The 25,857-nt window shown below is 60.6% G+C and carries 26 protein-coding genes and 4 tRNA genes; 18 read left to right on the forward strand and 12 right to left on the reverse strand.

Features of this window, described 5'->3' with window-relative positions; translation table 11 throughout:
• Positions 1–103: 103 nt before the first annotated feature.
• The 4 genes from BM079_RS10815 to BM079_RS10830 form a co-directional block, all read right to left on the reverse strand.
• Entirely contained in the window at positions 104–775 is a 672-nt protein-coding gene (locus tag BM079_RS10815) for a spermine/spermidine synthase domain-containing protein (RefSeq protein WP_090133879.1), read from the reverse strand.
• 46 nt (positions 776–821) lie between these two features.
• Complete coding sequence (locus tag BM079_RS10820; protein ID WP_245742985.1) at positions 822–1,169, reverse strand: YkgJ family cysteine cluster protein; 348 nt, start codon at positions 1,167–1,169, stop codon at positions 822–824.
• Positions 1,170–1,237: 68 nt separating this feature from the next.
• Positions 1,238–1,648: a DoxX family protein gene (locus tag BM079_RS10825; RefSeq protein ID WP_090133883.1), complete on the reverse strand. Its 411-nt coding sequence runs from the start codon at positions 1,646–1,648 to the stop codon at positions 1,238–1,240.
• Positions 1,649–2,128: a GNAT family N-acetyltransferase gene (locus BM079_RS10830; RefSeq protein ID WP_090133885.1), complete on the reverse strand. Its 480-nt coding sequence runs from the start codon at positions 2,126–2,128 to the stop codon at positions 1,649–1,651.
• Between the two features lie 144 nt (positions 2,129–2,272).
• Here BM079_RS10830 and metG point away from each other — a divergent pair, with 144 nt between their 5' ends.
• From metG to nth, 4 genes are all read left to right on the forward strand, one after another.
• A complete protein-coding gene (gene metG / locus BM079_RS10835) occupies positions 2,273–4,372 on the forward strand; it encodes a methionine--tRNA ligase (protein ID WP_090134258.1) in 2,100 nt (699 codons plus the stop codon).
• Positions 4,373–4,574: 202 nt separating this feature from the next.
• Positions 4,575–6,164, forward strand: coding sequence for a sensor domain-containing diguanylate cyclase (locus BM079_RS10845; RefSeq protein ID WP_090133889.1), 1,590 nt, complete (start codon positions 4,575–4,577; stop codon positions 6,162–6,164).
• 123 nt (positions 6,165–6,287) lie between these two features.
• Positions 6,288–7,307 (forward strand): electron transport complex subunit RsxB, encoded by a 1,020-nt coding sequence (gene rsxB, locus BM079_RS10850; RefSeq protein ID WP_090133891.1) that lies wholly within the window; start codon positions 6,288–6,290, stop codon positions 7,305–7,307.
• 41 nt (positions 7,308–7,348) lie between these two features.
• Positions 7,349–7,987 (forward strand): endonuclease III, encoded by a 639-nt coding sequence (gene nth / locus BM079_RS10855; protein WP_090133892.1) that lies wholly within the window; start codon positions 7,349–7,351, stop codon positions 7,985–7,987.
• A gap of 7 nt (positions 7,988–7,994) precedes the next feature.
• Here the strand turns inward: nth and BM079_RS10860 are convergent, their stop codons facing one another.
• The 4 genes from BM079_RS10860 to BM079_RS10875 form a co-directional block, all read right to left on the reverse strand.
• The gene (locus BM079_RS10860; protein ID WP_090133894.1) at positions 7,995–9,056 is read right to left on the reverse strand and encodes a tRNA-queuosine alpha-mannosyltransferase domain-containing protein; all 1,062 of its coding nucleotides are present in this window, start codon (positions 9,054–9,056) and stop codon (positions 7,995–7,997) included.
• Positions 9,057–9,221: 165 nt separating this feature from the next.
• Positions 9,222–10,943, reverse strand: a complete 1,722-nt coding sequence (locus BM079_RS10865) for a SulP family inorganic anion transporter (protein ID WP_090133896.1) — start codon at positions 10,941–10,943, stop codon at positions 9,222–9,224.
• A gap of 47 nt (positions 10,944–10,990) precedes the next feature.
• The gene (locus tag BM079_RS10870; protein WP_090133898.1) at positions 10,991–11,311 is read right to left on the reverse strand and encodes an HlyU family transcriptional regulator; all 321 of its coding nucleotides are present in this window, start codon (positions 11,309–11,311) and stop codon (positions 10,991–10,993) included.
• A gap of 114 nt (positions 11,312–11,425) precedes the next feature.
• Positions 11,426–12,646, reverse strand: a complete 1,221-nt coding sequence (locus BM079_RS10875; protein ID WP_090133901.1) for an argininosuccinate synthase — start codon at positions 12,644–12,646, stop codon at positions 11,426–11,428.
• 255 nt (positions 12,647–12,901) lie between these two features.
• On the opposite strand from BM079_RS10875, the gene rnt reads away from it, so the two are divergent.
• On the forward strand, positions 12,902–13,573 hold the full coding sequence (gene rnt / locus BM079_RS10880; RefSeq protein ID WP_090133903.1) for a ribonuclease T: 672 nt from the start codon (positions 12,902–12,904) through the stop codon (positions 13,571–13,573).
• A gap of 71 nt (positions 13,574–13,644) precedes the next feature.
• Here rnt and grxD read toward each other — a convergent pair whose 3' ends face one another.
• Positions 13,645–13,992: a Grx4 family monothiol glutaredoxin gene (gene grxD, locus BM079_RS10885; protein ID WP_090133905.1), complete on the reverse strand. Its 348-nt coding sequence runs from the start codon at positions 13,990–13,992 to the stop codon at positions 13,645–13,647.
• A gap of 366 nt (positions 13,993–14,358) precedes the next feature.
• Here grxD and argF point away from each other — a divergent pair, with 366 nt between their 5' ends.
• Positions 14,359–15,279: an ornithine carbamoyltransferase gene (gene argF, locus BM079_RS10890; protein WP_090133907.1), complete on the forward strand. Its 921-nt coding sequence runs from the start codon at positions 14,359–14,361 to the stop codon at positions 15,277–15,279.
• A gap of 135 nt (positions 15,280–15,414) precedes the next feature.
• Here the strand turns inward: argF and BM079_RS16620 are convergent, their stop codons facing one another.
• Positions 15,415–15,963 (reverse strand): hypothetical protein, encoded by a 549-nt coding sequence (locus BM079_RS16620; RefSeq protein WP_139215299.1) that lies wholly within the window; start codon positions 15,961–15,963, stop codon positions 15,415–15,417.
• A 169-nt stretch (positions 15,964–16,132) separates the two neighbouring features.
• On the opposite strand from BM079_RS16620, the gene BM079_RS10905 reads away from it, so the two are divergent.
• From BM079_RS10905 to BM079_RS10915, 3 genes are all read left to right on the forward strand, one after another.
• A complete protein-coding gene (locus BM079_RS10905; RefSeq protein WP_090133913.1) occupies positions 16,133–16,336 on the forward strand; it encodes a hypothetical protein in 204 nt (67 codons plus the stop codon).
• Positions 16,337–16,448: 112 nt separating this feature from the next.
• Complete coding sequence (locus BM079_RS10910; RefSeq protein ID WP_090133914.1) at positions 16,449–16,679, forward strand: hypothetical protein; 231 nt, start codon at positions 16,449–16,451, stop codon at positions 16,677–16,679.
• Between the two features lie 53 nt (positions 16,680–16,732).
• A complete protein-coding gene (locus BM079_RS10915; RefSeq protein WP_090133916.1) occupies positions 16,733–16,936 on the forward strand; it encodes a putative motility protein in 204 nt (67 codons plus the stop codon).
• Between the two features lie 106 nt (positions 16,937–17,042).
• Here BM079_RS10915 and BM079_RS10920 read toward each other — a convergent pair whose 3' ends face one another.
• On the reverse strand, positions 17,043–17,486 hold the full coding sequence (locus BM079_RS10920; protein ID WP_090133918.1) for a CBS domain-containing protein: 444 nt from the start codon (positions 17,484–17,486) through the stop codon (positions 17,043–17,045).
• A 279-nt stretch (positions 17,487–17,765) separates the two neighbouring features.
• Positions 17,766–17,841: transfer RNA gene (locus BM079_RS10925), tRNA-Ala, on the reverse strand.
• Between the two features lie 182 nt (positions 17,842–18,023).
• Between BM079_RS10925 and uvrC the strand changes: the two genes are divergently transcribed.
• The 9 genes from uvrC (at position 18,024) to BM079_RS10970 (ending at position 25,850) form a co-directional block, all read left to right on the forward strand.
• Positions 18,024–19,859 (forward strand): excinuclease ABC subunit UvrC, encoded by a 1,836-nt coding sequence (uvrC, locus tag BM079_RS10930; RefSeq protein WP_090134260.1) that lies wholly within the window; start codon positions 18,024–18,026, stop codon positions 19,857–19,859.
• A gap of 71 nt (positions 19,860–19,930) precedes the next feature.
• A complete protein-coding gene (gene pgsA, locus BM079_RS10935) occupies positions 19,931–20,479 on the forward strand; it encodes a CDP-diacylglycerol--glycerol-3-phosphate 3-phosphatidyltransferase (protein ID WP_090133919.1) in 549 nt (182 codons plus the stop codon).
• An 83-nt stretch (positions 20,480–20,562) separates the two neighbouring features.
• Positions 20,563–20,637: transfer RNA gene (locus tag BM079_RS10940), tRNA-Gly, on the forward strand.
• A 63-nt stretch (positions 20,638–20,700) separates the two neighbouring features.
• Positions 20,701–20,774: transfer RNA gene (locus BM079_RS10945), tRNA-Cys, on the forward strand.
• A gap of 65 nt (positions 20,775–20,839) precedes the next feature.
• Positions 20,840–20,926: transfer RNA gene (locus BM079_RS10950), tRNA-Leu, on the forward strand.
• A gap of 274 nt (positions 20,927–21,200) precedes the next feature.
• Complete coding sequence (locus BM079_RS10955) at positions 21,201–21,626, forward strand: GFA family protein (RefSeq protein ID WP_090133921.1); 426 nt, start codon at positions 21,201–21,203, stop codon at positions 21,624–21,626.
• A 222-nt stretch (positions 21,627–21,848) separates the two neighbouring features.
• Positions 21,849–23,444 carry an ABC transporter substrate-binding protein gene (locus BM079_RS10960; RefSeq protein ID WP_090133922.1) on the forward strand — a complete coding sequence of 532 codons (1,596 nt, stop codon included), beginning with the start codon at positions 21,849–21,851 and terminating at the stop codon, positions 23,442–23,444.
• A 66-nt stretch (positions 23,445–23,510) separates the two neighbouring features.
• Entirely contained in the window at positions 23,511–24,437 is a 927-nt protein-coding gene (locus tag BM079_RS10965) for a S66 peptidase family protein (protein ID WP_090133924.1), read from the forward strand.
• A 402-nt stretch (positions 24,438–24,839) separates the two neighbouring features.
• Positions 24,840–25,850, forward strand: a complete 1,011-nt coding sequence (locus tag BM079_RS10970; RefSeq protein WP_090133926.1) for an ABC transporter permease subunit — start codon at positions 24,840–24,842, stop codon at positions 25,848–25,850.
• Positions 25,851–25,857 lie beyond the last annotated feature (7 nt).

Consider the following 25,857-nt stretch of genomic DNA (forward strand, 5'->3'; position numbering starts at 1 on the left):
ACGCGTTCCTGCGTTGGCATCAGATTAGTCCAGAGCGTGACAGTGGGCCAGGTCTACGACATTGATAACGTCATGCCTCACCGAATGGAGGCTCAGACATGCATTACCACGCAAGCCAGATGGTATGACGCGCCCCCTTGCCCGGGCGATGTGCACGCACCATGTGCTCCTCGACACAAAGCCCCGCCCGCTTGAGCCGCTCGCTGAAACCGGGGTCCATCCCTGCTGACCAGACCGCCAGCACACCGTCGGGCCGTAGCGCGCGCTGAATACTTTCAAGCCCGCGCGCACTGTAAAGCCGGTCATTGTCGCGCTGGGTCAACCCTTCCGGGCCGTTGTCCACATCCAGCATGATGGCATCGAAGCCTTCTTCGCTGCGCGCGATGACCTCTGCCACATCCTCGACAAGAATGTGGCAGCGTGAATCACGAATCGGGTAGCCGGCTGCCGCGCCCAACGGGCCGCGATTCCACTCGACCACCCCGGGCACCAGCTCGGCCACCACCACTTCTGCTTCAGCGCCGAGCGTGGCCAAAGCCGCGGCCAGAGTAAAGCCCATGCCCAGCCCCCCGACCAGAACACGCACATTCGGATGAGCATACACGCGCTCACAAGCCAGTTCCGCCAGCGCATCCTCGGAACCGTGCAGTCGCGTGTTCATCAGCTCACCGGGCTTGCCGGCAATGCGGATGGAGAACTCGTCATTGCGCTGCAACAGCCGCAGCTGACCACCGCCGGGGATATCGGCGGTATCGATTTCACACAGCTTGGCCATGGCCTACCTGTCAAAAAAATTAAAAAATGATGCCGGTCCGTGTCTTCTACAGGACACCGGCATCCGCCAGTGCAGGCTCATCGACAAGACCATAAAGTGCCCGCTCCTCGCGACACTCAAAGCTGGCCTCCTCGAAGTCACGACAGACCTGTGGGCGGCGCGGATGGATACTGCACAGCATGGTGTTGCGATCCACCGCCGCGCACCAGCCCTCTTCATCCTGACGCATCACCACACCCCCCCACTCGTCCTCATCGATCAAACCATGAGGCACACCGCGGGCCAGATCGTCGTCATCCAGCATGACCAGCAGCCGACAGCAGCACGCCTCGCAATTGAAGCAGCTGACGCCATCAGGCGTCTCGATGGATTCAAGGGGGATATCACCGGACATGCACGCAGCCATCATCGATCACTATGGGCCGGCCATTGTACACACCGTCAGCCAGGGCGCGGTCCTGTTTACGACACGCCGTGACGCCGAGCACCCATCAGGTTTGTACTCCACGCAATGCAGATGATCAGCAGCACCTGCAGAGGCAGGCGCAACAGCAACGCTGTTTCGGGCACATGCGGGAATTTTTCGGCATGCCACCACATATAGACATTGGCCGGCGTCACGCACAGTGTCAGCGCGATCAAACCAATGCCCGCGGCACGGCGATAGCGCGGCATAAAAATACCGATGGCCCCGAGCAGCTCAAACGCCCCGGTAATGAAGACCGCCGGCATTTTGAAAGGCAGAGAGGGGGGAATAATCGAAGCAAACGCCGCCGGCCAGAAAAAGTGGGCGATGCCACCCAGCAAGAACCAGAGAAAGACAACGGCAAGGCCGAGGCGTTGACTACGGGATGTGACGCTTCCAGTACCCACTTATTTCCCCGCCCTCATTGAAAGATCAAGAACCAGCCACAGGCGATCCTGGTGTTGAATGCCGTTTTCAAACAATGGCCTGTCGTAATATTCAGTGAAATAGTCCTTTTGAACACTGACCACCCTGAGGCCGTGTCGCTGATAAAAGCTCAACTGGTGACCAAAGGCGCCGGTGCCCAGCGTCAGACGCTGACATGAATGATCATGAGCCGTATCAATGGCGGCGTTCAACAATAGAGAACCGATACCTCTTTGCTGCAGCGCCGGCATGACAGCAATGTTTAAAAGCTCCAACTCGCCCGGAGTACGGAAAGCCAGTACACAAATACCAGCTATCACGCCATCCAGTGCCGCTCTCAAGGCGATGCCATCTTTGGGATAAGTCTCGATAGAAGTCTCATCCGGGTCGGCCTCGAGCAGAAGCTGTTTCGGCAAGCTGGAAACCGACACTTTTTCAATCAGGGGAACATCGGTCGCCATGGCACTTCCGTGTCGCTGCGTGCAATGCGTATATGGGCATGTTGCCGGACAACGATGCTACAATCGGCCATCGATTTCACCCTCTTCACCCCGTCCGGCCCTGCACGGCCCGGCCTCGGGTTTCGTCACGGGAACAGCCTTTTCATGTCGAGTCCTACCACGTCAGACAACGCCAGGCGCCAGATTCTGGTCACCAGTGCCCTGCCCTATGCCAACGGCTCGATCCATCTGGGTCATCTGCTGGAATACATCCAGACCGACATCTGGGTGCGCTTTCAGAAAAGCCGCGGCCATGAGTGTCACTACGTCTGCGCCGATGACGCCCATGGCACTGCCATCATGCTGCGCGCCGAGCAGGAAGGCATCACCTCCCAGCAGCTGATCGACCGGGTCAACGCCGAGCATCAGGCCGACTTCGCCCGCTTTGGCGTGGCTTTTGACAACTACTACTCGACCCACTCGGAAGAGAACCGCGTCCACAGCGAGCGCATTTACCGTGCCCTGCGCGACGGCGGCTTTATCGCTACCCGCGACGTCGAGCAGATGTATGATCCCGAGCGCGGCATGTTTCTGGCCGACCGCTTCGTCAAGGGCACCTGTCCCAAGTGCCATACCGACGACCAGTACGGCGACAACTGCGAAGCCTGCGGCGCCACCTATACGCCGGCCGAGCTGCTCAATCCGGTCTCGGCGGTTTCCGGCGCCACACCGGTGGTCAAGAGCTCGACTCACTACTTCTTCGAGCTGCCCAAGTTCGAGCCGTTTTTGAAAGAGTGGACGCGATCCGATCGTCTGCAGCCGCAGATTTCCAACAAGCTGCAGGAGTGGTTCGAGGCTGGTCTCAACGACTGGGATATCTCCCGCGATGCGCCCTACTTCGGTTTCGAGATCCCTGATGCGCCGGGCAAGTACTTCTACGTGTGGGTCGATGCGCCGATTGGCTACATGGCCAGCTTTCAGCAGCTCTGCGAGCGTGAAGGCCTCGACTTTGACCAGTACTGGCAAAAGGACAGCACGGCCGAGCTGTATCACTTCATCGGCAAGGACATCGTCTATTTCCACGCTCTGTTCTGGCCGGCGATGCTGGAAGGCGCCAACCTTCGCACGCCCACCGGGGTCAACTGTCACGGCTTCGTGACGGTCAACGGCGCGAAGATGTCAAAGTCCCGCGGCACCTTCATCAAGGCCGAGACCTATGAGCAGTTCTTGAACCCCGAGTACCTGCGCTATTACTTTGCGGCCAAGCTGACCGCCGGCGTCGATGATCTCGATTTGAACCTCGAGGACTTCGCCGCGCGCGTGAATGCGGATCTGGTCGGCAAGGTGGTGAACATCGCCAGTCGCTGTGCCGGCTTTGTGAAAAAATCCGGCGGTCGCCTGTCCGGCACCTGCGCTGAACCAGAGCTGGTACAGCGCTTCATCGATGAAGGCGAAGCGATCGCGGCCGATTTCGAAGCGCGTGAATTTGCCCGCGCGGTACGTCGCATCATGGCGCTGGCCGATGATGCCAACGGCTATATCGCCGAGAAGGCCCCCTGGGCACTGGCAAAGGAGGAAGGCCGTGAGCAGGAAGTGCTGGACATCTGCTCGGTGGGCATCAATCTCTTCCGCCAGCTGGTGGTCTATCTGGCGCCCATTGTGCCGACCCTGGCCGAGGGTGCACGCACCTTCCTCAATCTCGAGACGCTCGACTGGGCCAGCCGTACCACCGTGCTGACTGACCACCCAATCGAGAAGTTCAAGCCGCTGATGACCCGCGTCGAAAGCGACAGGATCGATCAGATGATCGAGGCCTCAAAGGAGGATCTGGCGGTGGAGAAAAAGCTCAAGGATGACGCGAAGGCCGCTCAGAACAACGCGGTCTCGGCACCGGGCGATGGCGAGGAGAATACGCCGGCTGCCGATATCGAGCCGATCGCGCCTGAAATCGCCATTGATGACTTTGCGAAGGTTGATCTGCGCATCGCTCGCATTACGCAGGCCGAGTATGTCGAGGGCGCCGACAAGCTTTTGAAGCTGACGCTGGATATCGGCAGCGAGACGCGAACGGTCTTCTCCGGTATCCGGGCGCAATACGCGCCGGAAGCGCTGGAAAACCGCCTGACCGTGATGATCGCCAATCTGGCCCCGCGCAAGATGCGCTTTGGCGTTTCTGAAGGCATGGTGCTTGCTGCTGGCGACAACGACGGTATTTACCTTCTCTCGCCCGACAGCGGGGCGACGCCGGGAAGCCGCGTGAGCTGATCGCGACGTTTACTGCGTTTCTCCCAACGCCAGCCTCCTGAAGGCTGGCGTTTTTCTGTCTCTGTCACCCCCGTCATTCCTTCCCTCCCTGACACATCTCACGCCTTCATAAATCAAACGCGGCGCCGATATATCCTTACGCTGACGAATCTGCCACTTGAAAGCTACGGGCGAAGTCAGGTCGCCATGGAACGCCGACGGCATGCATTCATTACGATTTCGTTTTTTATTGTCCATTGTGCTGGTGGCGTGTCTGGCCCTGCTGGCGCTCTGGAGTATGGCGCATTTCGTGATCTATCCCGACCTGCTGACACGTGAAGATGATTACGTTGCCCGGGAAATGGGGCGAGTGGAAAGCGCCTGGCAGAGTGACCTGAACAAGCTGGGGGCAGAGACACGCGACTGGGCCAGCTGGGATGATGCCTATGCCTTTATACAGGGCAGGAGCCCCGATTTTGCCGAGAGCAACTTCAGTCAGGAGATGTTCGAGGACATGGCGCACCTGATGATGGTCTTCATGCGCATGGACGGCACACCGGTCTGGATGGCCGGCTACAATCCCGATACGGATACCTACAGTACCTGCACCTCGGCCACCAATGAGTGTCGCTGGATGTCGCCCTTTTTCAACGTCATACAAGCGCATGTGCAGCAGCAGACGCCCGAGCTGGATAAATGGCTTCTAAGCGTACCGGCACCGACCATGATTGCCACCAGCCCCATTTTCCCGACCGAGCGTGACAAGGCGCCGCCGCTGGGCTGGCTGGCCATTGTACGCAGCATGGACCGCAGCTGGTTTGAATCCATCCGCCACCAGACCGGTGTCGATGTTTCCATCGAGCCGATTCTGCATCCCGATCTGATCATCAAGCCGCCCCCCATCATTCGCATCAGCGATGACCAACTACTGGCCACCCGCTGGCTCAAGGCCGAGCCCAACGATGACGTTCTCTCCCTGCAGGCCACACTGGCGCGACATGATTTCATGGCCAACGCGGCCTCGTTCAACTTCGCCATGTTCTGGACGGTCGGCGTTTTGCTGACCGTGGTAGTGGTCATTCTGGGGCTGCTTGAACGCATTATTCTGGCCCCCACCCGGCGTCTGGCTCGATTTACCCGAGAGCAGCGTCAGGAGGAGCATTTCTCGGAAATTCTACCGGTCAGTCTCATTGCCCGACGTGACGAGCTCGGCAGTCTAGCGCGTGAGTTCCAGCATCTTTTGATGCATCAAAAACAGCGCACCGATTCACTGCAGCAGCTCAGCCAGCGCGATCATCTGACCGGTCTCTATAACCGTCGCTACCTTGACGATTATCTGATGCAAACGCTGCTGGAAGGCCACAGGACCAAAACCTCCTCAGGTCTGCTCATCATCGATATCGACTATTTCAAGGCCTATAACGATCACTACGGTCACCTGGAAGGAGACCACTGCCTGGTCCGAGTGGCGCAGAGCCTGCAACGCGCACTGGATGATCAGGGCATCATGGCCCGTGTTGGCGGTGAAGAGTTTATCGCCGTACTACCCGGCGTGACGCGAGAACATCTCTGGCGCACCGCCGAAAGGCTGCGCGGAGCAGTAGCCGACCTTTCCCTGCTGCATGAATGCTCGCGGGTCGCCCCGCACATCACCATCAGTCTGGGCATGGCCATGAGTATTCCCGAGGCTCCCTGCCAGCCCGCCGAACTGATCCGCCTGGCCGATGAAAGTCTTTATCGTGCCAAGCAGGCCGGACGCAACCAGGTCGGCGCCCGCGCCAGGGACCCTCAGTACCATCCTGACACTCTCTGAATCCGACACTCTCTGAATCAGCAGCACCCGGTCAGAGACCACAGGGTTCGAAGCGCTGCACCATTGCGCGTATAATCGCTCCGATTTCCCTGATCACAACGCCCGGGTCTGTTAACAACCTGCATGAGTGCCTCTGCCAGTATTACCGTTACCGATATCGATCGCCTGCTGCCCCAGACCCAGTGCGGCAAGTGCGGCCATCCCGGCTGTCGTCCCTATGCCGAGGCCATTGCCGAAGGCGAAGCCATTAACCGCTGCCCGCCAGGCGGCGAGGCTACCGTAGTGCAGCTTGCCGAGCTGATGGACCGCCCCGCCGTGCCACTGGAAGTGGATGCCGAATCGCCGAAGGCCGCCGTGATTCGCGAGGCAGAGTGCATCGGCTGCACCAAGTGCATTCAGGCCTGCCCGGTGGACGCCATTCTGGGTGCGTCCAAACAGATGCACACCGTTATCGAGGCAGAATGCACCGGCTGTGAGCTCTGCGTGGCGCCCTGTCCGGTCGACTGTATCGACATCGTCGCGCACCCGGGCTGGCAGGCCGCCAGCACCGAGCGCGAACAAAACGACTGGCTGGCGCGACGCGCCGAGCTGGGCCGTCGACGCTTTGAAAATCGCAACGCCCGTCTTGAGCGCCAGCGCGAGGAGAAGGACGCCCGGCGCCGTGAGCGCATGCGCGCACGTCAGCAGCAGCGCAGCGAAACCAAAGCGCCCGGCGAACATGTGCCCTCTACCGCGACGCCTGCCACGTCAAAGCCGGCCGGTAACCTGCGGGCCAGAAAGGCGGCCATCAGCGCCACCGTGCGCCGATTGGAAAAACGCCTGAGCACTGCCCCCGACAACCAGGCAGATCAGAGCGCGCTCGAGCACGCCCGCCAGCAGCTGGCCGATCTTCAGGCGCAGAGTGAGGCCGATACCCGAACGGATGACAACAAGCAGGCTATCCCCGCCTCAAGCACGCTCAACTCCCTGCGTATCGCCCGCTCGGCGGCCAGACAGCGGCTGGCGCTTGCCAACCGCCAGCTGGCCCATGCCAGACGCCAGGGCGGTCCGGAAGACATTGCGACCGCGCAGGCCCTGGTCGAGCGCGCCGAAAACACCTGGCAGGATGCCTGCCGGGCGCTGGACAACGCCGAGCGACACTGAATGCGCGACCGCCCCGTGACTCTCTTCCTGGACCCGCACCGATGAACAATGACAAGCGCCGCGAAATCTTTCGTCGCCTGCAGGCGGCCAACCCCGAGCCCACCACGGAGCTTGCCTGGTCCACACCCTTTGAGCTGCTGGTCGCGGTTGCCCTGTCGGCCCAGTCCACCGATGTCGGCGTCAACAAGGCCACCGCCCGGCTCTTTCCCGTTGCCAGTACGCCACAAGGGATCGTGGATCTGGGACTCGAGGGCGTGAAGGAGGTCATCAAGACCCTCGGGCTTTATAACAACAAGGCCAGAAACCTGGTGGCGATGTGCGAGCTTTTGCTGCGCGATCACGACGGTGAGGTGCCCCGCACCCGCGCCGGGCTTGAGGCGCTACCTGGCGTGGGTCGCAAGACGGCCAACGTGATCCTCAATACCGCCTTCGGCGAGCCGACCATCGCGGTAGACACCCATATCTTCCGTGTTTCCAATCGCACCCACCTGGCCCCGGGCAAGAACGTCGATCAGGTCGAGCAGAAACTTTTGAAAGTGGTGCCGCGCGACTACAAGCGAGACGCCCATCACTGGCTGATCCTGCACGGGCGCTATACCTGCGTGGCGCGCAAGCCGCGCTGCGGCAGCTGCGTGATCGAGGATCTGTGTGAATACAGGGAAAAAACCGAACCGGCCTGAACCTGACTCACGCCAGCGGCTGTAACTGCGCCCGATAGCGCGCCGTCATCTGCGGCCATGTCCAGGCGCCAATATCGGGCGGCCCCGGTCGCGATTCGGGCGAGTCCAGCCAACGCTTGAGACGCTCGATCAGTGCGTCACGGCCACCATCGTAGCGATACTGCGGCGCATAGTACTCGGGGAAACACAGCCGCTCCGGCACCAGCGGCACGCAGCCCTGCTGGACGGCCTCCATGACGGCCAATCCCTGAAACTCGTGCCAGGCGGTAGACACCACGATGCCGCCCTTCCCCAGCGCTTCGAGATAGCGCTCGCGCGTCTGGTGGCCCCAGCAGGTAATGTGCCGGGCCAGCCGCGACCGGGCCTGCTCAAACACGTCGGGGGCGTTGCGAAAGACCTGCCCCATCACGACCAGCTCGAATTCATGGCCTGAATCGGACAGCATCTCGAGTGCGGCAAAGAAATCCTCCGGATTCTTGTCGTACTCCCAGCGGTGATTCCAGATAATACGATTTGGAGCATCCCGCCTGATCGAGACAGACGACGGCAGCGACCACAGCGGCACGGGCAGGATCTCCGAGCGCGTTTTCAACGCCTCCAGGCGAGTGGGCATGACCCGCTCGGGCATCTTCTTCAAGAAACCCGCCACGCCGTCGAAAAAGCTGTCCCGGTTCCACCGGCTGTTGAACAGCACCCGATCGGCGGCCAGCGCGCTGTAAAGATTGACCATCAGAGGTTCGATGCGCGTCCTTTGGTCCTGACCCAGCGGATAGGCGAACTGGTTTTCATGAAAATAGACCACCCGCCGGGCCCGGCCCAGATGCGGATACAGCCCGATCAGCGTGGCCAGATCCACCAGCGAGGTGGCCACGACCAGGTCAAAGGACTGCGACAGCGTAGCGTCATGCTCGCTCATGAAGCTCAGGGGATTGCCGCGCACGCGCCATTGAAAATGACGCGGGGCCAGCTCGAGCAGGGTCCAGTCGATCGTTTCCAGATGCGCCATCAGGCCTCGCGCCCAGTAGCGATGGCTGTCGGCGGCGTAGGCTGAAAGCAAAAGCGCCTTCACGACACAGGCTCGTGTAACGAAGCGGACATGACAATGGCCTCTTTCAGTGTGAAGGCGGCCATTGTAGAGAGGTCAATGCGGCATCGGCCATGTATCGCGGAGTTTTCTGTCCGGTACGCCCGAGACACGGTGAGTGCCACACAGGGGCGACTATACAGGGGCGACCTAGATGTTGAACTCGATGCCGTCGTCAGAGAGCGCCTGCCAGGCCGCAGCGCAGGTAAAAAAGACCCGCGGGCGGTGGTCACTCATGAAGGCCGTGTGACGCAGCTGATCGCGTACCGGCCCGCGCAGCTCGGCCAGATGCAGGGCGATGCCCTGCTCGGCCAGGCGCTCGTCGAGCGTTTCAAGTGCGTGAAGGGCAGCGCCATCGATATGAGTGACGCTGCTGAGCACCAGCACCATGTCGGTCACCTGATCGTGCTCAGAGAGATGCTCGTTGATCCAGCGCTCCAGCGCGCCCATGTTGGCAAAGTGCAGGTTGGCATCCGGTCGCACCATCATCAGATGCGGCATTCGCTCGACGTCAAAGCGCTCGCAGTTGCGAAAGCCACCGTCGGGAAGCTGACCGATCTCGGCGATATGAGGCCGACTCGCCCGCGCCAGCAGCAGTGCCAGCGCAATGCCCACTCCGGCCAGCAGTCCCTGCATGACCCCCAGCAGCAAAACGCCGGCGAAGGCGGCCAGCCAGGCGAGACCGTCGGCGCGCGAATAGCGCCATGCGCGCCACAGAGGGCCGGGGTCGACCAGCGGAATGGCCGCCTGGATGACAATGGCGGCCAGCACCGCCTGCGGCAGCGGCGCAAAGAGCGATGTCGCCAACAGCAGCACCGCCATGAGCGCCAGCGCGGCAAACAGCGACGACAGCGGCGTCTTCGAGCCTGCCTGTTCGTTGACCACGGCGCGCCCCAGCCCGCTGGTGACCGGAAAGCCGCGCGTCAGTGCCGCCAGCAGATTGGCCGCACCCAGCACCCAGAGTTCACGCTGCGGATAGAGACGCTCACGATGTTTTGCCGCCAGCGTCTGCGCCACTGAAATGGCGCTGACGTAGTTGATCAGCGCAATCCCGAGCGCCGGCAGCCACAGGGCGTTCATGGCCTCCAGAGACAGCGTGGGCAGCGCCGGCAACGGCAGCCCGGCAGGGATCTGTCCGACCTGATCGAGCGTGCCGGGCCACAGCGGCGCCAGCAAAAGCGCCAGAATCAGCACGATCAGCGGGCCGGTCTTGCCCAGCACGGCAGCGGCGGTTTTCGGTAGCCCAAGGCGCTCGAGCAGCGGTGAGAGCAGCCAGCGCATCAGCAGCAGGAGCACCATGGCCGTCCCGCCAAAAAGCGCCGCGCCCGGGGTGATATCCCCCAGTGACCAGGCCAGCGTCAGCAACCGTTCGATGGCGTTGCCGGCGGCATCACCGATGCCGAGCAGGTCACTGGTCTGGGAGAGCACGATCATCAGTGCCGAGGCCGTGGTAAAGCCCTGCATGACGCTGGGGCTGACGAAATCGATCAAACGCCCGAGCCGGCAGACATGGATCAACAGCAGCCATCCCCCCACCAGCGCTGCCAGCAGTGCCGCATCACCAGCAATGGAAGATAACGGTATATTGGCATCGCGCAGTGTCTCACCGACCAGCAGCGAGGTCAGCGCCATGGGCCCCATCGCGATCACGCGACTGGTGCCGAACAGCGCGTACAGCATCAGCGGTGCCAGCGCCGTATAGAGCCCCGCCTGCGCCGGCAGTCCAGCGAGCGTGGCATAGGCCATACCCTGCGGGACCAGCAGCGCGGCCGTGATCAACCCGGCGATCAGGTCGCTGAAACGATCCCCTGTCGAAAGCTGCCGCCAGCGGGAAACGGCGGGCAGCAGCACGGGTCTACTGGTATCGGGCATGCGTTCGGATACTCCCTGGCCACAGGCAATACGGCGTCTGCCCCGTTTCAGTTCGGTCGGTGCGTATTGTCGAAGAGATGATCGCCCTGCTCGTCGATGTAGCGCTCGGCCTTGGTGCGGGTCATGTCGATACAGCTGTCGCGATCGGGCAGAACATCGGAGCGCTCAAAGCTCAGCTCCTCCATCTCGCCGTCTTCGCGCATCCTGCGGATAAGGCCGCTGACGCGATACTGACCGCCGGCCGGTGCCGGTGTCATGACAATCTCGCAGCCCTTGTACTCCACGGAATCGGCCACCTGACGCGACGTGTCGTCAGCGGTTGTGGTCGTGCCGGTGCCCTTGAGCGCATCGAACAGTTTTTTCAGCATGGCCGGCTCCTGATGTCTGTGGTTCGGTGCGCCACCCGCGCACACGGGATATTTTAGTCTGACACAAAAAGGGCCGCTGAAAAGCGGCCCCTTCAATGACACGACATCAGTTGCCTAGTCGTCGAGACGACCCTTTTTGGCCGCGATGCGCAGACGCAGCGCGTTGAGCTTGATAAAGCCCTCGGCGTCCTTCTGGTCGTAGGCGCCAGCGTCATCTTCAAAGGTGGCGATCGAGGCGTCGAACAGCGAGTCTTCCGACTCACGGCCGACCACGATGACGTTGCCCTTGTAGAGCTTGAGGCGTACCACGCCGTTGACGCTGCCCTGTGACTGGTCGATCGCAGCCTGCAGCATCTTGCGCTCCGGGCTCCACCAGTAGCCGTTGTAGATCAGCTCGGCGTACTTGGGCATCAGCTCATCCTTGAGATGCGCCGATTCGCGATCCAGCGTGATCGACTCGATCGCGCGATGAGCACGCAGCATGATGGTGCCGCCGGGGGTTTCGTAGCAGCCGCGGGACTTCATGCCCACGTAGCGGTTTTCGACGATGTCCAGACGGCCGATGCCGTTCTCGCCGCCGATCCTGTTGAGATACGAAAGCACGTCATGCGGCTTCATGGCCTGGCCGTCGATGGCCACAATGTCGCCACGCTCGAAGGTCAGATCGATATAGGTGGCCTGATCCGGCGCCGCTTCAGGGCTCACGCTCCAGCGCCACATCTCTTCTTCGGCTTCGCTCCAGGGGTCTTCCAGTACACCGCCTTCATAGGAGATGTGCAGAAGGTTGGCGTCCATCGAATAGGGAGACTTTTTCTTGTTTTTGGCGTAGTCGACCGGGATATTGTGCTCTTCGCAGTAGTTCATCAGCTTTTCGCGCGAGTTCAGATCCCACTCGCGCCACGGCGCGATGACTCTGACGCCGGGCTTGAGCGCATAGGCCCCCAGCTCGAAGCGCACCTGGTCATTGCCCTTGCCGGTCGCACCGTGTGCGATGGCATCCGCGCCGGTCTCGTTGGCGATCTCGATCAGGCGACGGGCGATCAGCGGACGCGCGATCGAGGTACCCAGCAGATACTCGCCTTCATAGATGGTATTGGCACGAAACATCGGGAAGACGTAGTCACGCACAAAGGTTTCACGCAGGTCTTCGATGTAAATTTCCTTCACACCCAGCGCCTGTGCCTTGGCACGTGCAGGCTCGACCTCTTCCCCCTGACCCAGGTCAGCCGTGAAGGTCACGACCTCACAGTCGTAGGTTTCCTTGAGCCACTTGACGATCACGGAGGTATCGAGCCCTCCCGAATAGGCCAGGACAACCTTTTTTACATCGGACATACCGGCTCCTTGAGGCGTAGTCATGCGTTGTGTGTCGCGTGAGTATATCGTCACCTGTCCGCGGCGAACACCGCGTCACGCGTGATGGATGGGATTGACTGCAGGCACAATGCTACACTGCAACCCTGCAAACCGAATCCATCTCTCGACCAGAAGGCTTCCTGTGCCGGTCACCATATCCTCGGGCCCTGCCCGGCTATACGCGTTCTCGATTCCCATGGCGTCTTCTGCTGTCTGCGACAGGAGAACACGACGATGAAAGATGTTGTCCCGAAACTCATGTCCGGTCGTTTTCGCGGTTTCCTGCCCGTCGTGGTCGATCTGGAAACCGGTGGTTTCAACGCCCGCACTGATGCGCTGCTTGAAATTGCTGCGGTGACGCTGACCATGGACGAACAGGGCCATCTGCTTCCGGATGAGACCTTCTCGTTTCATATCGAGCCGTTCGAGGGTGCTAACGTCGAACAGTCGGCGCTGGATTTTACCGGTATTCGCCTGGACAGCCCGCTGCGCCAGAGCGCGGCGCTCAAGGAGAAGGCCGCGCTGGAGGAGATCTTCAAACCAGTGCGCAAGGCGCTCAAGTCCCATCAGTGCAATCGCGCCATTCTGGTCGGTCACAACGCCGCCTTCGATCACGGCTTTCTCAATGCTGCCGTCGAGCGCGCCGGCATCAAGCGCAACCCCTTCCACCCCTTTTCGAGCTTTGATACCGCAACGCTTTCGGGGCTGGTCTACGGCCAGACGGTACTGGCACGCGCATGTCGCGCGGCGGGCATTCCCTTTGACAGTCAGGAAGCCCACTCGGCGCGCTACGATACCGAGCGCACGGCCGAGCTTTTCTGTGCCATCGTCAACCGTTTCAAGGATCTGGGCGGCTGGGACCTGGCCCTGCGCGAGCAGAGCATGGACGGTGACGAACCGCTCTAGCGTTGTCGTCATGCGGCATTAAAAAACCCGCCTCGATCGAGGCGGGTTTTTCATGTCAGCCAGCAGCATGATCAGGCGTTGTCGCCTTCCTGCGGGGCCGCGTTGGCTGCAGCCTGCTTGACCATCGGCGCCAGCTCACCGTTTTGATACATCTCGACGATGATGTCGCAGCCGCCGACCAGCTCGCCGTTGAGCCACAGCTGCGGGAAGGTGGGCCAGTTGGCATATTTGGGCAGCTCGGCGCGGATATCCGGGTTATCCAGAATGTTGACGAAGGCAAAGCGCTCGCCGCAGCCCATCAGCGCCTGAACGGCCTGGGCAGAGAAGCCGCACTGCGGCATCTGCGGTGACCCCTTCATGTAAAGCAGAATGCTGTTTTCGCTGATCTGCTGCTTGATGGTATCGAGTGTCTCGCTCATGTCCGGTCTCCAGAAGGGAGGGGCCTTGAAAGCCCATGAATGTCTGGCCTCACTGTACGACGATATGGGGGTTAAATCAGCCCGGTTCAAGGCGTCATGAGCACATGAGATCGATATGAAGTTGCGCGCCCTGGAGGCTCTGGTTAGGATGACCGAGGTCGATGCCTGACAGCAGGTCTCGTCCGCCGCCATCGACAATGGCCACATTTCAAAGCGCCGCCAGCTCTCGTGCGGCGCTTTTTCGTTGGTTTTACCGCGCAGGTGCAGCATCACGGGGCACGCCCCCTTATCGAGCGTCACGCCTGGCATGGCGCCCGGCAACGTTTTTGTCACCGTAACGTTATGCACATACAGGAGCATCGAGACATGGCCCTTCGCCACTTTCTTACCCTGATGGATCTGTCACCACAGGAACTGGCCTATCTCATCGATCGTTCGATCACCATCAAGCGCGAACTGGCCGACAACGGGCCGATCTATACGCCGCTCAAAAATCGAACGCTGGCCATGATTTTCGAGAAATCCTCTACCCGCACCCGCGTCTCCTTTGAAACGGGCATGACCCAGTTCGGTGGTCATGCGCTGTTTCTGTCACCGCGTGACAGCCAGCTGGGTCGTGGCGAGCCGGTGGGTGATACCGCCCGCGTGCTCTCCGAGATGGTTGATGCGGTGATGATCCGCACCTTCTCGCATGACAGTATCGAATCCTTTGCCGATGCCAGCTCCATTCCGGTCATCAATGCGCTTTCCGATGACTACCACCCGTGTCAGCTGCTGGCCGACGTGCAGACCTGGACCGAGGCCCGCGGCCAGGTCAGGGGCAAGACCGCCGTCTGGGTAGGCGATGGCAACAACATGTGCCATTCCTGGATCAATGCCGCGCGCCAGTTTGATTTCAACCTGCGCATCGCCTGTCCTGAAGGCTTCGAGCCCGATCAGGAGATCCTTGACGCTGCCGGGTCGCGCGTCGAAATCTTCCGCGATCCGCAGGCTGCCGTGGAAGGGGCACACCTGATCACTACTGACGTGTGGGCGTCCATGGGTCAGGAGGAGGAGCAGACCGCTCGCATGGCCTCGTTTGCCGGCTTTCAGGTCAACGAAGCCATGCTGGATTCGGCCGATGACGAGGTCGTATTTCTGCACTGTCTGCCGGCGCATCGCGGCGAAGAGGTCAGCGAGACCCTGCTGGACGACCCGCGCGCCCTGGTCTGGCAGGAAGCCGGCAATCGGCTGCATGCCCAGAAGGCCCTGCTGGAATTTCTGATGATCGGTCGAGTCGGCCAGTAACCCTGTGCGACGTCATCGCGCCCGCGATGACGTCGTTCGACAATCCCTCATTCATCGATGTCCCTGTCGTCCGGGGCGAGCTCGCTGGTCATCGATGGCGTCATGCTCTCCCAGAGCCTTTTGACAGCGTCACGGTCAGTGTTCATGCGCCGTCGAAGCTGTTCGTAGTCCGTCAGCAGTGTCAGCAGGTCCTGGTTGGTACGGATATTGTCGATCCCCTCCGGGGCCGGCAGCGGTTGCGTCAGATATCGCGGCATGGGTGGTGGTGGCACCATCACCGGCGTCGTCTGTTGCGGCGAGCTGGCGCAGCCATTGATGCACCCCGTCAGGCACAGCGTGATCAGCCCATTCCTTTGATGTCTGGTGATCATTGATTATCCTCTCAAGTTGTTGTCGTTTGCCGGCCAGTGCCTGCTGGCTCGCTTCAAGCTGCTGGTCGCGGCTGGCGTTGACCTCTGCCAGATGTTCGGCATGTTGCTGCCAGGCACGCGCAACCAGCTGCTGGCGCTGTGCGAGTTCATGCGCACTGCGAGCCTCTCCCTGAGCATCAGCCAGCGCTTCACGCCACTGATCCAGCCGCTGGGTAAATCCCCATAGACCGCCTGCCAGCAGCGCCAGCACGGCCAGCGCGATCAGCAGTCGAACGGGAATCCGGCCAAAACTCCCCAAAAGCAGGTTCCACATGGACATCTCCTTTTTGAGCTCATTGCTAAAACACCACCATTTCGGACAATAATTATCCTACATGGATAATTATCTCGATAAAGCAAAGCTCGGGCAAGCCAAAACTGTATAAATAAACAGCACTCATGCCGAGAAAAATGTTACTGAATATCGTGAACAGGAGCAGGAAATGACCGCGGGAGATGAACTGGTCGTGGCTCAAGAGGCGCTGCCGGACAGTGCTGATGTGGGCACACTGTTTCATTTGCGTCTGGCAGGCGACAGCGGAGAACCCTTGATCTGCGCCCTGCTGATCAGAGAGATGGGACCGCTGGAAGCCCTGTGTGAGGTGCTGGCCGTTCAGGGCGCTGACGGCACCGGGGCGCGAGACTGATGGTCGCCCTGCAGAGCTTCACAATTCATTAAAGACGCTGGAACCGGTGCCGATAAGAGAGCCATATGGTCAGGCCGTGCCGGCCGATCAAAAGGCTTTCCAGGAGCGAGCGATGCTTACTACCGGAACCCGTGCATGGATTCCCATCGAACTGATGCCGCCGGATCTTCAGCCCGGCGATGAATGCCACGTAATGTCGAGCGTTGTGACACGCACGACGGCCAGCGGCAAAGAGGTTCACGATTATTACCGGGTCAGAATTACCGGTCTTGCGCCCGAGGCGGCAGAATGCGAAGTCATTGAAACGCTGTCGCCCGAGGCCGCCGAAGCCCTGGCCGGCTAAGGCGCCACCCGCTGCCCGCGCAGCGGTGATCCACTCGATGCAGGAGAACGCCCATGGATATGAGCGTTAATGGCATGGTCAATGCGTCAATGGCGCTGCAGCAGCATCAGCTTACCAGTGACGTTCAGACCAGTGTCCTGAAGAAGTCGCTGGATGGTCAGGCCGAACAGATGTCGCAGCTGATGTCGTCGGTAGACTCGATGCCGAAGCTGGCCACCGAAGGCATGGTGGGCACCCGGATCAATACCACGGCCTGATCGCGACGACTTCTGGTCACCCTGTGGTCAAAAAAAGGCGCCATCCGTCATGGATGGCGCCTTTATCCATTCAGGATACCCGCCATTCAGGACACCCGGGCCGTGATCAATCCGAAACGTCTTCAAGCAGGTTCACCGCCAGACGCACAAAATCCACCGATGAGAGAATGCCGACCAGATGGCCTTCACCGTCCAGCACCGGCATGGCCCCCTGACGGTTCGCCAGCAGCTGTTGTCCGGCTTCGGCAAGTGGTGTGGTAATAGACAACGTCTGTACGTCTCTTGAAATCACATCGCTCAGCGGAATCCGCCCCAGATGATGCCCCAGACGCTTGGCACCGAAGTGATCGGTAATGCGCAACGCTTCCTTCAGCACTACCTTTTGATTCAACATCCCCGCCAGACGCCCCAGCTCATCCAGCACCGGGAGATGGCGTATATGGTGTTCCCGCATGAGTTCATTGCCATCATGAAGCGTTTGTTCAAGACGCAATGTCACGAGATTCCGACTCATGATGTCGGCGATCGAAGCCTGTTTGCGACTGGTCATGTCTGTTTATCCTGCATCCATGTTCTATATCAGGTGCCATGCTTCGGCATCCTGTCCCTCCCTTTTCTATCGGCCGCAAACGCAGATATTACAGGGGCATGGCCACGATTAATCAGACAAAAGAAATGGACGACGGTCTGTCGGTCGTTCAGAACGGCAGCGGGAAGTGCCGGAGATCATCATGCGTGGGGAGGACAGCGACGCCGCGCGGCATCCGACCAGAACCCTCGGACATGAAAAAAGCCGCTTCAGAAAACTGAAGCGGCTTTTTTCAATATCTGGTGGAGCCTAGCGGGATCGAACCGCTGACCTCAACACTGCCAGTGTTGCGCTCTCCCAGCTGAGCTAAGGCCCCGAATCGGTGCATACTTTACGATAACAAAGACCAGGCGTCAACCCTTTCTGGCAGGTTATCGCCCGAGAGCTACATTCAGAGCGCGCTGGCGGACACCACGCACAGCGGTTGGCGCGGCAATGAAGCCGGCCCCTGCCGCGTTATCTGTTAAAATGAAGGCACTATCACTTGTGGAGATCATCATGAACGATGAGGTGATCAGGGCGTTCGATTCACGCCAGTTTCTGAAAACGGTCACCGAATCACCGGGTGTCTATCGCATGCTCGATGAGCACGAGAATGTCCTCTATGTCGGCAAGGCCAAGCGGCTCAAGGCGCGACTGTCGAGCTATTTCCGCAATACGGGGCTCAACGCCAAGACCCAGGCACTGGTCAGCCGCATTCGCGACATTCAGGTGACCGTGACGCGCAGCGAAACCGAGGCCCTGCTGCTGGAGCAGACGCTGATCAAGCAGCAGCGCCCGCCTTATAACATCCTCCTGCGCGACGACAAGTCCTATCCCTATATCTTCGCCAGCGACCACCATCCCTATCCGGCGCTGGAGCTTCGCCGCGTGCGCCAGAAGCGCGGTGACGGCCGCTACTTCGGCCCGTTCACCAGCTCCGGAGCCGTACGGGAAAGCCTGTCACTGATGCAGAAGATCTTTCGTATTCGCAACTGCGAAGACTCGGTGTTTGCCCACCGCAGCCGCCCCTGCCTGCAGTACCAGATTGATCGCTGCACGGCGCCCTGCGTCGGCTATATCAGCAAGGAGGACTATCAGCGCGATCTCAATCACGCGCTGATGTGCATGGAGGGCAAGAGCGATCAGGTCACTCAGAAGCTCTATGCCGATATGGAAGCCGCGGCAAAGGAACTTCAGTTCGAGCAGGCCGCCTTTTTACGGGATCAGGTGCAGCAGCTGCGCCGCCTGCAGAGCCAGCAGTCGGTGGATACCGCCGGCGGCGATGCCGATGTCTTCGCCCTGGCCGAGCGCCCGGGTGGGCTATGCGTCAGCGTGCTGATCATCCGCCAGGGGCGAGTGCTCGGTTCGCGCCATCACATGCCCGACAATGGTCTGGACCTGAGCCCCGAGGCGCTGCTGAGCAGCTTTTTCAGCCAGTACTATCTGGGTCAGAGCAACGAGCTGCCCACCGAGGTGCTGACCTCACACGCCGTGGAGGATCAGGAGATTCTGCAGACGGCGCTGTCGGAACATGCGCAGCGTCAGGTACGCGTCGCCCATCAGGTGCGCGGCCATCGCGCCCAATGGCTGGAACTGGCCCGCACCAATGCCGATCAGCACCTGGCCACCAAGCTGGCCAGCCGCCAGCAGCTCAACACGCGCTTCAAGGCGCTGGCCGAGGCGCTCTCACTGGAAGAAACGCCCCAGCGCCTGGAGTGTTTCGATATCAGCCACAGCAGCGGCGAAGCCACGGTGGCCTCCTGCGTGGTGTTCGACCAGAACGGCCCGGTCAAGTCCGACTATCGACGCTTCAACATCGAGGGCGTGGCCGCCGGTGACGACTATGCCGCCATGCGTCAGGCCCTGACGCGACGTTACAAGCGCATCCAGAGCGGCGACGTGCCAAGGCCCGATATCCTGATCGTCGATGGCGGCAAGGGCCAGCTCAACATGGCCCGCGAGGTCTTCGAGGAGCAGGGAGTTTACGATATCGTGCTGCTGGGCGTGGCCAAGGGCACCACGCGCAAGCCCGGGCTCGAGACACTCTTTCTCGACACCGTCGAGCGCAGCCTGACACTGGAAAGTGCTTCCGGGGCCCTGCACCTGATTCAGCATATCCGGGATGAGGCACACCGCTTTGCCATTACCGGACACCGTCAGCAGCGTGACAAGGCGCGACGCTCGTCTACCCTTCAGGAGATTCCCGGTGTCGGGCCCAAAAGACGCCGCGAACTGCTGCGCCATTTCGGTGGTCTGCAGGGTATCCGCAACGCCTCCCGTGATGATCTTGCCCGCGTGCCCGGTATCAACGCTCAGCTGGCAACGCAGATTCATCAGGCACTGCATGGCTGAAGGCGCGCTCAGGCGTTAGAATCCAGTCCTCTTGCAGGTATGTTTCACCCCCGGTCAGGACCGATAGTGCCATGAGCATCCCCAATATCTTGACGCTGACAAGAATCGTACTCATACCGCTTCTGGTCATCGTGTTCTACCTGACGACCGGCTGGAGCAATCCGCTGGCGGCCCTTTTGTTCACCGTGGCCTCGGTGACCGACTGGTTCGATGGCTATCTGGCGCGCCGCTGGAACCAGAGCACCCCCTTTGGTGCCTTTCTGGACCCGGTCGCCGACAAGCTGATGGTGGCCGTCGCCCTTGGCGTACTGATCGAATTCTACAGCGATGTGATTTTGACGCTGCCGGCGCTGGTGATCATCGGTCGTGAAATCGTGATTTCGGCGCTGCGCGAATGGATGGCCGAGCTTGGCAAGCGCGCCAGCGTCTCGGTCTCCAGCATCGGCAAGTACAAGACCGCTTTCCAGATGATCTCGATCATTCTGCTGCTGGGCTTTGCCCCCGGCACCCTGCTGGCGCAGACGGGCTTTCTGCTGCTGTACCTGGCCGCCATCCTGACGCTGTGGTCGATGTACAAGTACCTGCGCGCCGCCTGGCCGGAACTGACCCGCTCGATGTGAGCGTAACGTGCGGTTCGGGTGCGATTTTTACCGCCGGGTGTTTGACACTCCCCTGTCACATCGGTATATTTCGCACCCGTTGAGCGGGAATAGCTCAGTGGTAGAGCATCGCCTTGCCAAGGCGAGGGTCGGGAGTTCGAATCTCCTTTCCCGCTCCATCCCTTACGGGATCAACGGACAGGTCAATGAGTAACGCCATCTCGTTTTCCGCACCGTTTTGAGGCTGGATGGCAGAGTGGTTATGCAGCGGACTGCAACTCCGTGTACGCCGGTTCGATTCCGACTCCAGCCTCCATCTCCCTTCTGCCTGACCTCCAGCCGTTTTCAGATGGCCTCAAGCAGATACGCCGTCGACTCCTCGCCCGGATGGCGGAACAGGTAGACGCAAGGGACTTAAAATCCCTCGACCGCAAGGTCGTGCCGGTTCGATCCCGGCTCCGGGCACCAATCAGCAGCCACCTTCCTCCCTGCTGTTCTCTCTTGATACCCGATGTATTTTCATTCCTTTGTCCGATCTCGATGCCCTGAAACACGGCGCCAATGACGCACGTCTGTATGCCTTGATGGCTCAGGTCCGCTTTTGACCATCAGTACTGCCTGCAACAGGTAGTGGACAGGGATCAATGAGCAGCATCTATCTCTATGATACAGATAGGCGTGGGGCATAACAGGGTGCAGTGTGCTTGACTGACACTACCTTTCACGTCCCGGAGAGTGTCCAATGAGTACTCACACCTATCGGCTGAGCTGCGACTGCGGCAATGCCATACTGACCGCGCGCGGTGCTCCCGAGGTATCGCTTTACTGCCACTGCGGCAGTTGTCGCGCCCTGTATGGAACGGTCATGCTGGCAGGCACCGCCTGGCGCGATGACAGGGTCGAGTTACCGGAAGCTGACCGGGTCATCGATTATAAAATGAGCGATCGCGACATGCGCCGCTTCGTCTGCAGGGAGTGCGGTGTCACCCTCTACGGACGCCATCGCCCGGGGATGCCGGTCATCCCGCATTCGCTGTTTCGCAAGGCCAACGGCGGCGAACTGCCGGCTGAACTCGCCCCGACCCTTCATCTGTTTTATCGCGACCGCGTGCTGGATGTCGCTGATGATCTGCCCAGATCCGACGGCGGTGAACTGATGGGCATGTAGTCGCCTCAAACGTCTCTTTCAGGCTGCTCGATGTCGCTATTAGACACAGGCCCAGCTCTCGAGTGTGTTGGTGATCATTGACAGCCTGCCCGCCCCCGGCATAGTTTCAAGGCGTAACGTTGTGTCATGACGTTGCACCCACGGAGTCGATGCATCATCGCGTCCGTGGCGACAGCCGGCTTATCCGGCCGGTCACACCAACAATATACAAAAGACGTGCTCATGACCCAGACAACTTCCCGCCGGCTGATGCTGGCAGGTGGCCTGCTGCTCGCCGCCACCGGTACCGCCCATGCCAAGACTCTCGTTTTTTGCTCGGAAGCCAGCCCCGAAGGCTTCAACCCACAGCATTACACCGCCGGGACCACCTTCGATGCCTCCTCGCGTACCATCTACAATCGGCTGGTAGAGTTCAAATCGGGGACCACCGAGCTCAAGCCGGCGCTGGCCGAGTCGTGGGAGGTCTCCGATGATGGTAGGACCTACACCTTTCATCTGCGCCAGGGCGTGACATTCCAGACCACCGACTACTTCACGCCGTCACGCGACTTCAACGCCGATGACGTGCTCTACTCGTTCAATCGCCAGCTCGAGGACGATCATCCGTGGCACGGGGTCGGCAGCGGCTACGAATATTTCGAGGGCATGGGCATGCCCGACCTGATCGAAAGTGTCGAGAAGGTCGATGACCATACCGTGCGTTTTCATCTGAGCCGCGCCTCGGCGCCGTTCCTGTCCGACATGGCGATGGATTTTGCCTCGATCCTGTCAGCCGAGTACGCCAATCAACTGATGGAAGAAGGCCATCCCGAGCGCATGAACCAGCAGCCGCTGGGCACCGGCCCGTTCCAGTTCGCGGGCTTTCAGCGCGATGCCTATATCCGCTATCAGGCACATCCGGATTACTGGGAAGGCAAATCGCCGCTGGACCGGCTGGTCTTTTCGATCACCCCCGACGCCTCGGTGCGCTTCCAGAAGCTTCAGGCCAACGAATGCCAGGTCATGGTTTTCCCCAATCCGGCCGACCTGGAAGCGATGCGCAACGATCCCAACATCAATCTTGAATCGGCTGAAGGGCTGAACGTGGGCTATCTCTCCTTCCAGACCGAAAAGCCGCCCTTCGATAATCCGAAGGTACGCCGCGCCCTGTCGATGGCGGTCGACCGCGACGCGATCATCGAATCGGTGTATCAGGGGGCAGGCCAGAAGGCCAAAAATCCGATCCCGCCGACGCTATGGGGTTATGACGAGAACGTCGAGGAAATCCCTTATGATCCCGAGCAGGCCAAAAAACTGTTGCAGGAAGCCGGCGTTGAAAATCTGAGCACCGAGCTGTGGGCCATGCCGGTGCAACGCCCCTATAACCCCAACGCGCGGCGCATGGCAGAGATCATCCAGTCCGACTGGCGCAAGGTGGGCGTTAACGCCGAAATCGTCTCCTACGAGTGGGGCGAGTATCTGCGCCGCGCCTCTGAGGGCGAAGCGATGACCGGCCTGTTTGGCTGGACCGGTGACAACGGCGATCCGGACAACTTCCTCAATACGCTGCTGTCGTGTAACGCCGCACGTGATGGCTCCAACTACGCCAAGTGGTGCAATCCGGAGTACGACGACATCATTCGTCAGGCGGCCACCGCGACCGACCAGGAAGAACGCACAAAACTCTACGTGCAGGCGCAGGAGATCTTCCGCGACCAGATGCCCTGGCTGCCGATCGCCCACTCGATCGTCCATGAACCGGTACGCAGCAGCGTGACCGGCTACCAGGTACAGCCCACCGGGGTGCATACCTTTTACGGAGTGGATATCAAGGAGTAGGCCCCTGACGTAGGATGTTACCCCGCTCTGACGAGCGGGGTTTTTCATGCCTTTCGGACCGCCACCATGACGCTATCCCTCACCGAACTCTCCGCACTTCGACCGCTGGGCGAAGGCCCGCACACCGTGGCGCTCATTGCCCCGGCTGGCGCCGTCCTGCCCGAGCGCATTGAAGCCACCTGTGTCCTGCTCGAGCAGATGGGCTATATCCCGCGCCTCATGGACAATGCCCGAGCACGCCATCGCTATCTGGCCGGTACGGTCGAGCAGCGCCTGGCGGATTTTCATGCCGCCTTTCATTTGCCCGACGTGGCGGCCGTATGGTGCCTGCGCGGCGGCTACGGCTGCGCCCAGCTGATCGATCATATCGACTGGGCCAGGCTTCCGAATGTCCCGCTGATCGGCTATTCCGATATCAGTGTGCTGCTGAGCGCCTTCCACGCCCATGATCGCCGCACCATCCATGCCCCGGTGGCGACCGAACTCGCCCTGCTCGAGCAAGCCAATGGCGCCGAGGCCGAAGCGCGATCCGCCGCCATGGCCAGCATTGCTCCGGCGCTACGTGGCGATGGCGGCCATATGAATGCAACGCATGTGGCAGGTCCTGCAGTCGATCTGTCAGGCCCACTCATCGGCGGCAACCTCACTACGCTGGCCAGCGTCGCCGGCACATCCGGTGCACTGCACGTACCTGAAGACGCCATTGTGATGCTGGAGGACGTCGGCGAGCGTCTCTACCGCCTGGAGCGCAGCCTGTGTCAGCTGCTGGACAGCCTTGAGCCAGGCAGGCTGAATGCCGTCTGTCTGGGCAGCTTCACCGACTGTGATACCGGTGACAGCAGTGTCGAGGCGATGATGCAGGAGTGGCTGGCGCCCCATGACATTGCGCTTTATCACCGGCTGCCCTTCGGCCACGGCGCGCACAATCAGGCGTGGCCGGTGGGCAGCATGGCCAGGCTGAGCAGCGACGGGCTTGAGTGGCGCGCCCGTTGAAGAGCATCCGACTGACAGGAATCAAGGCCTGTCCATGCGCCCTTACGGGCATGGACAGGGTCAACGCAATCCCCTAGGGTCTATTACTCACTGCATCGCCGCCTACAAGGCATTTCGCTGCAGCAACAATAACAAGTACGGATATACGACCATGACCAATACCCTCTCGACTCGCCGTCTCTACAAGGCCCGTCTTGTCCTGCACGCCGCCTCCGCGGCCGGCCCGTGCCGCTCCGATCCAGGCTAGCCCGACATCCGGTTTCCAGGCAGGACGGCGCGCAAGTCGCACCGTTCGATTCACTGCCTGCTCATTCCTGCTGATCAACACGCCCGGGCTGCAAGACGCCCTCAGCGTGCTGTTGGCAGGCACGGATCACACGTTCGAGGTGGCGGAAATCCCCTATGCTGAGCTTTGTCATTCGCAAACTTTTAATGCTGATTCCGACGCTGATCGGCATCACGCTGGTGACCTTCACGCTGGTGCATCTGATCCCCGGGGACCCGGTCGCCATCATGGCCGGCGAGCGCGGCATTTCGGCCGAGCGTCATGCTCAGGTCATGGCCGAACTGGGACTTGATCGCCCACTCTGGCAACAGTATCTGAGCTTTCTGGGCGATCTGGCCCAGGGCGATCTGGGACATTCCCTGATCAGCAGCAACCCGGTGCTGGATGAATTTCTGTCGCTGTTCCCGGCCACGCTGGAGCTTGGCTTCTGCGCCATGCTACTGGCCGTTTGTGTCGGCATCCCGCTGGGTGTCATTGCCGGTATCAAGCGCGGCTCGATCATTGACCATACCGTCATGGGCACCTCGCTGACCGGCTATTCGATGCCGATCTTCTGGTGGGGCCTGCTCCTGATCATTTTGTTTTCCGGCATTCTGGGCTGGACGCCGGTCTCCGGGCGGCTCTCCTCGAGCTACTGGATCGAGACCCCGACCGGCTTCATGCTGATCGACACCCTGCTCTCCGGCGAGCCCGGCGCATTTGTTGATGCGCTCAGGCACCTGATCCTGCCCACGATTGTGCTGGCGACCATTCCGCTGGCCGTCATTGCGCGCATGACCCGCTCATCGATTCTTGAAGTGCTCGGCGAGGACTATATCCGCACCGCCAGGGCCAAGGGGCTCTCGCCCTGGCGCATCATCGCCATCCACGCCCTGCGCAATGCCATGATTCCGGTCACCACCGTCATCGGGCTCCAGATCGGACTGCTCTTTTCCGGTGCCATTCTCACCGAAACCATCTTCTCCTGGCCCGGCATCGGCAAATGGCTGATCGATGCCGTCGGACGGCGTGACTACCCCTCGCTGCAGGGCGGCATCCTGCTGATTGCCCTGATCGTCATGGTGGTCAATCTGATCGTTGATCTGCTCTACGGGCTGATCAATCCCCGCATTCGCAACAGTCGCTGAGCCCGGA

The organism is Kushneria avicenniae, assembly GCF_900112585.1.
GTDB lineage: Bacteria > Pseudomonadota > Gammaproteobacteria > Pseudomonadales > Halomonadaceae > Kushneria > Kushneria avicenniae.

Coding starts and splice junctions, on each gene's coding strand:
- BM079_RS10815 (WP_090133879.1), bottom strand. CDS start 775: ATGGCCAAGCTGTGTGAAATCGATACCGCCGATATCCCCGGCGGTGGT.
- BM079_RS10820 (WP_245742985.1), bottom strand. CDS start 1,169: ATGTCCGGTGATATCCCCCTTGAATCCATCGAGACGCCTGATGGCGTC.
- BM079_RS10830 (WP_090133885.1), bottom strand. CDS start 2,128: ATGGCGACCGATGTTCCCCTGATTGAAAAAGTGTCGGTTTCCAGCTTG.
- metG (WP_090134258.1), top strand. CDS start 2,273: ATGTCGAGTCCTACCACGTCAGACAACGCCAGGCGCCAGATTCTGGTC.
- BM079_RS10845 (WP_090133889.1), top strand. CDS start 4,575: ATGCATTCATTACGATTTCGTTTTTTATTGTCCATTGTGCTGGTGGCG.
- rsxB (WP_090133891.1), top strand. CDS start 6,288: ATGAGTGCCTCTGCCAGTATTACCGTTACCGATATCGATCGCCTGCTG.
- nth (WP_090133892.1), top strand. CDS start 7,349: ATGAACAATGACAAGCGCCGCGAAATCTTTCGTCGCCTGCAGGCGGCC.
- BM079_RS10865 (WP_090133896.1), bottom strand. CDS start 10,943: ATGCCCGATACCAGTAGACCCGTGCTGCTGCCCGCCGTTTCCCGCTGG.
- BM079_RS10870 (WP_090133898.1), bottom strand. CDS start 11,311: ATGCTGAAAAAACTGTTCGATGCGCTCAAGGGCACCGGCACGACCACA.
- BM079_RS10875 (WP_090133901.1), bottom strand. CDS start 12,646: ATGTCCGATGTAAAAAAGGTTGTCCTGGCCTATTCGGGAGGGCTCGAT.
- rnt (WP_090133903.1), top strand. CDS start 12,902: ATGAAAGATGTTGTCCCGAAACTCATGTCCGGTCGTTTTCGCGGTTTC.
- grxD (WP_090133905.1), bottom strand. CDS start 13,992: ATGAGCGAGACACTCGATACCATCAAGCAGCAGATCAGCGAAAACAGC.
- argF (WP_090133907.1), top strand. CDS start 14,359: ATGGCCCTTCGCCACTTTCTTACCCTGATGGATCTGTCACCACAGGAA.
- BM079_RS16620 (WP_139215299.1), bottom strand. CDS start 15,963: ATGTGGAACCTGCTTTTGGGGAGTTTTGGCCGGATTCCCGTTCGACTG.
- BM079_RS10905 (WP_090133913.1), top strand. CDS start 16,133: ATGACCGCGGGAGATGAACTGGTCGTGGCTCAAGAGGCGCTGCCGGAC.
- BM079_RS10910 (WP_090133914.1), top strand. CDS start 16,449: ATGCTTACTACCGGAACCCGTGCATGGATTCCCATCGAACTGATGCCG.
- BM079_RS10915 (WP_090133916.1), top strand. CDS start 16,733: ATGGATATGAGCGTTAATGGCATGGTCAATGCGTCAATGGCGCTGCAG.
- BM079_RS10920 (WP_090133918.1), bottom strand. CDS start 17,486: ATGACCAGTCGCAAACAGGCTTCGATCGCCGACATCATGAGTCGGAAT.
- uvrC (WP_090134260.1), top strand. CDS start 18,024: ATGAACGATGAGGTGATCAGGGCGTTCGATTCACGCCAGTTTCTGAAA.
- pgsA (WP_090133919.1), top strand. CDS start 19,931: ATGAGCATCCCCAATATCTTGACGCTGACAAGAATCGTACTCATACCG.
- BM079_RS10955 (WP_090133921.1), top strand. CDS start 21,201: ATGAGTACTCACACCTATCGGCTGAGCTGCGACTGCGGCAATGCCATA.
- BM079_RS10960 (WP_090133922.1), top strand. CDS start 21,849: ATGACCCAGACAACTTCCCGCCGGCTGATGCTGGCAGGTGGCCTGCTG.
- BM079_RS10965 (WP_090133924.1), top strand. CDS start 23,511: ATGACGCTATCCCTCACCGAACTCTCCGCACTTCGACCGCTGGGCGAA.
- BM079_RS10970 (WP_090133926.1), top strand. CDS start 24,840: ATGCTGAGCTTTGTCATTCGCAAACTTTTAATGCTGATTCCGACGCTG.